Here is a 4432-nt window from a genome sequence, read left to right on the forward strand (position 1 = left end):
TTCATATCCGCATTCGACAAGCAATTCTAACATTTCTGGGTGGTTGAGCAATTCTTCCTTAACTCTCGGAAGATGCGTTCGCCAAGAGTCCAGACGATTCTTTGCTACAGCGCGTATTCCACCCAGAGCGTTCAAGGATTCGGGAGAAGGCTTTGCCCTTTCATGAAACGTTGACATTCTTCCGATCGGCTCGATCCAGGGGAAAGCCGCCTGAATAAGCTGCTGCGTTCCGTCAGGGTCATTCACGATTTCTTCGTAGCGCAGAGCGATGAACCGGCTCGATCCCTTCAGGAGCTGCGCTTGGGTGAGGCACTTTTTCCATGTTCTATACGCAGCGTCATAAGTAATTGCGCATTGCGCTCTGGCCGTTATGCTGGCGGGATGAAAGCTCTACGCATCTCCGACGCAGAATCGATGATCCCCGCTCTCCATGATGAAATCCGTCGTTGCGACCAGAGTCGCTACGACCATCGCCTGCATGGGGTTTTACTTGTGGCCCAAGGCCTGAGCTGTCCGCGGGTGGCAGCCATGCTCGGTGATGCCCCGAGAACCGTGGAGAATTGGATCCGGCGTTTTGAAGACGACGGGTTCGCCGGCCTGGCCGAGGGGGATCGTCCGGGCAGGCCGAGGCGACTTGATGAAAAACAAATGGCCGTGATCGGATCGGCCCTGCGCAAGAGTCCCAAGCAAGCCGGGGTCGGCGAGGAAGGCGTCTGGGATGGCAAGACGCTTTCCACCTTTGTGATGAAACGCTTTGGCGTGGATCTCCAAGTGAGGCAATGCCAACGGCTCTTCCGTCAACTCGGCTTTCGCCGGCGAAAGCCGAGGCCTCTGATGGCCCATGCCGACCCCGAGGCCCAGAGGGCATATAAAAAAACTGCGAAGGCTGGGGCGGGCAGGCTATGACCTCTGGGCCGTTGACGAAGTCCATTTCCAGCAGCAAGGCTCCCGCGGCGTCATGTGGGTTCCCCCGGAAATGAAAGATCCGGTTGTTCTCCACCATCCCACCCGCAAAAGCGTGGGATACTTCGGAGCGGTTCGCTTGCGTGACGGCAAGTTCTGCTTTTCCCGCGAGGAAGGCAAATTTGATGCGGCGACCACTTGGGCCTTCCTCCGGCGTCTGCACGCCGTCAGCCGCCGGTCCGGCCGTCCGGTGGCGGTCATGATCGACAACGCCAAGTATCACCATGCCTCCATGCACAAGGAATGGAGGCGCACCAGAGAACCGGGCTTTCGCCTCTTGTTCCTGCCGCCCTACAGCCCGGAACTCAACCCCATCGAGAGGGTCTGGAAACTGGTTCGTCGCCTGCGTCTGCATAACCGCTACTTCCCGGAACTGAGCAACATCATGGATACGGTCGAGGAGTTGTTTGCCCAGTGGACGAAAAAAGCCGCTGTCCTGCACAGGCTCTGCCAAGTTTAACATGCGCATTTATTTATGGCGTCGTGTATAATATCCTGATATCGCAAAAGTCGAGCAAGCCTTATTCTCTCTTTGGTGCCTTTCACAGGATCGGGAAGCATAGTGCTAGAGGTCATCAGGTTTGTATCAACAGGCTACGGGCGGCTTCCGGTTGGTCCTCCGCGCGGCCGTCGAAGCGCACGATTTGGTTGCGTCCGCTTTGCTTGGCGCGATACATCGCGGCATCGGCGCGCGCGACGAGTGAGTCGGTGCTTTCGCCGGGGTGGGCAAGGGTCACCCCGATACTGAGCGTGGCGCTGACTTTCCCGGCGCAGGTCTCGATCGGTTCCGACGCGGCGCGGCGCAGTTTCTCGGCAATGGCTGCCGCGTTCTCGAGGTCATGCACCCCGTGGAGGACGACGAGCAGTTCGTCGCCGCCGATACGCGCGGCAAGGTCGTCGCTCGTGCGCAGCGATCCGCGCAACCGCTCCGCCATGGTGCGCAGAACCTCGTCGCCGGCGGCGTGGCCGTGCGAGTCGTTGATGGCCTTGAAGCGGTCGAGGTCGCAGAAAAGGATCCCCAGTTCGTGGCCTTGGCGGCGGCTTTGGTCGCCCAGCGCTTCGATACGGCTCAGCACTTCTTTGCGATTCAGAAGCTCCGTGAGGCCGTCGGTGCGCGCGCGGTGTTCGAGCTGCTGCTCGGCGCGCACCTGCTCATCGACGATGCGGCTGGTCGCAACGAAACCGTCGAATTTGCCGTTGGCGTCGCGGAACGGGCTGGCATGCGTTTCGATCCAGTGAATCGATCCGTCCTTGCACCGCACGATCTGCCGGGCGAGCACGGGCTGGCCGGACTCGATCCGCGCGGCATGGGCGGCCAACTGATCCGGATCCGCCGTTTCCACGAAGTCCGAGATCTTGCGGCCGACGCACTCATCGACTTCCCAGCCGAAAGCGGTTTTCACCGATGGGGAAATCCACAGGATGGCGCCGTTGCGGATGCGTGCGATGACATCGGAAGAATTCTCGGCGAGCAGGCGGAAGCGCTGCTCGGATTCGCCGAGCCGCTCCGCGGCGAGATGCCGTTCGGTGACATCGCGCCAGGTCCAGACGAGCACGCCGTTGATGCGCACGGCCCGTATGTCGAAGCGCCGCTCGTTGCCGTAGATCTCGAGGGCGAAGGCGAAGTTGTTGGCCACGAGCGGCTCGTCCGATTCAAAGGCGTCGCGCGCCATGGCCATGAGGACGCCGGCGCTGTCGGCGGGCAGCAATTCGAGCAGGCGCCGCCCGATCATGCCCTCGCGTTCCAGTTGATAATATTTCGCGGCGGCCCCGTTGGCTTCCTCGATGTTGAAATCGGCGATTTTGCCTTTGGCATCGCGCACCGGCGCGAGCAGCAGGTGCGGATCGAGCAAGGCGTCGAGGATGGCGCGGGGGGAGGCCAGCGTCTCGCGCGCCGCGTCTCCCGGAGGCGCGGAGGCGGAGGGGTGCGGATTTCCGGTGTGCTTCATCGTGGTCATTCGGGGGAGGTGGCCAGCATCATTCGCAGACGCAAAATCTCCGACGCGTGCTCGCGCATGCGTCCGGCCAAGGCGGCGCGGGTTTCGTTGTGCTCGGCGCCGCCGGCCAGCGCTTCGCGAAGCGCCGCCATCTCGGCAAAGCGCGCCGCATGCAAATCGCGCAGTTCGTTCGTGGTCGCGGAGGTCATCGGGTTGTAAAGAATATGATTTTCCCCGGGTGCGGATCTGTGGGGTTTTTTGCCCAGTTGGATACGTCCTATTCATGGCGGTCGCCGGGACTCTCTCCCTTTTCTTCGCCGAATGCTGCGGACGTGCGCCGGGTTTCGCAGGGCGATTCGCCGAATTTCCTGCGGTAATCCGCGGCGAAGCGTCCGAGGTGCGCGAATCCCGCTTCCAGCGCGGCGCTGGTCACGGAGTGCCTTGTGTTCTCTTGCTGCAGCAGACGCCGTGCTTTTTGCAGCCGCAGGTCGCGAAGGTAAGCGAGCGGTGCGGTGTCGAAGTGCAGGAGGAAATTTTTCTGCAAGGCGCGCAGTCCGAGTCCGCATCGCGCCGCAAGGTCGCCCACGGTGACGGGTTCCGGATGATCGAGCGTGGCCCAATCGCGAAGTTCGCTCACCTTGCGGCGACCGATCATCGGATCGGGACGGCGGAAACCCGGTGCGAACTCCATGAGCGCCGCACCCAACGCGCATGCGAACATGTTCTGGAAATTGCGCAGGAAAACCGCGCGAAGGTCTCCGGCCGTTTGTTCGGCCTCGTGCGCCGCGGCGAAAGCCAGTTCGCGCAGATGCGCCCCGTGCTTCCTGCCCAGCGCTTTCACGCCGACCGGTGGCGCGCAGTCGGCACCCAAGGCGCGGGCGACGGCGCTTTGCTTCATGGCTACAAGCAGAATGGCGGCATCCTGAACGGCCGCGTGCACATGCGCGCCGGGACAAAGGAGCAAGTGCGCTTCGTCACAGAGAGTCTGTCCCTCGGATTCGTAGCGCGTGTGTCCGTCGATGCTGAACCGGCACATGAAGATCTCGCGGTCGATTTCGAGATCGAAGGAAGATTCGCCCGCCACTGCCGCCGCGACGAGGACGCCCTGCGGTAGCGTAAGCTTCGCGAGCACGTTGCGCACACGACCCCTCATCTTGAAGGTGCGGGCGACCTGCGGGCCTTTCTGCTCCCCGTCGGCCGCGGAATCGAAGTGATAACACGGCAAGCTCCGCAGAAGGGGAGGGGCTGGTTTCGTAACTTCCGAAACGCTTTTGGGGCGTTTGCGGTTCATTTATATGGAATTTATCACGCCTGTCCGGTTAAATGAGGTATCATTTTGTTTGAGTTCTTCAAGATGAGGAAGTTGCGCGGCAAAATGAGTGTGAGGGATTTGAGGCCAAACGCGGCGATTGGCAGCATGGTCGGCCATGAACTCCGGCCGCTACGTTCTCACGCAGGTTCTCGATCGCATTCACTGGCAAACACTCACGCGCTTGGCCGAGCGCTACCACATTCGCGCGCGACACTTCGGT

4 protein-coding genes are annotated in these 4432 nt (G+C 61.5%); 2 read left to right on the forward strand and 2 right to left on the reverse strand.

Going from position 1 to position 4432, the window contains the following annotated elements; all coding sequences use genetic code 11:
- Positions 1-381 precede the first annotated feature (381 nt).
- The gene (locus tag FGM15_13460) at positions 382-906 is read left to right on the forward strand and encodes a transposase (protein MBU3666865.1); all 525 of its coding nucleotides are present in this window, start codon (positions 382-384) and stop codon (positions 904-906) included.
- Complete coding sequence (locus tag FGM15_13465; protein ID MBU3666866.1) at positions 842-1423, forward strand: IS630 family transposase; 582 nt, start codon at positions 842-844, stop codon at positions 1421-1423. Before FGM15_13460 ends, FGM15_13465 begins: the two co-directional genes overlap by 65 nt.
- Positions 1424-1538: 115 nt before the next feature.
- Here FGM15_13465 and FGM15_13470 read toward each other — a convergent pair whose 3' ends face one another.
- Complete coding sequence (locus FGM15_13470) at positions 1539-3185, reverse strand: diguanylate cyclase (protein MBU3666867.1); 1647 nt, start codon at positions 3183-3185, stop codon at positions 1539-1541.
- The gene (locus FGM15_13475) at positions 3178-4191 is read right to left on the reverse strand and encodes a helix-turn-helix transcriptional regulator (protein MBU3666868.1); all 1014 of its coding nucleotides are present in this window, start codon (positions 4189-4191) and stop codon (positions 3178-3180) included. The genes FGM15_13470 and FGM15_13475 overlap by 8 nt, the downstream gene beginning before the upstream one ends.
- Positions 4192-4432 lie beyond the last annotated feature (241 nt).

Source organism: Chthoniobacterales bacterium, assembly GCA_018883245.1.
Classification (GTDB): domain Bacteria; phylum Verrucomicrobiota; class Verrucomicrobiia; order Chthoniobacterales; family JACTMZ01; genus JACTMZ01.

Excerpts from the sequence above, each read along its gene's own strand:
- FGM15_13475 (MBU3666868.1), bottom strand. The coding sequence starts at position 4,191 with ATGAACCGCAAACGCCCCAAAAGCGTTTCGGAAGTTACGAAACCAGCC.
- FGM15_13470 (MBU3666867.1), bottom strand. The coding sequence starts at position 3,185 with ATGAATAGGACGTATCCAACTGGGCAAAAAACCCCACAGATCCGCACC.
- FGM15_13465 (MBU3666866.1), top strand. The coding sequence starts at position 842 with ATGCCGACCCCGAGGCCCAGAGGGCATATAAAAAAACTGCGAAGGCTG.
- FGM15_13460 (MBU3666865.1), top strand. The coding sequence starts at position 382 with ATGAAAGCTCTACGCATCTCCGACGCAGAATCGATGATCCCCGCTCTC.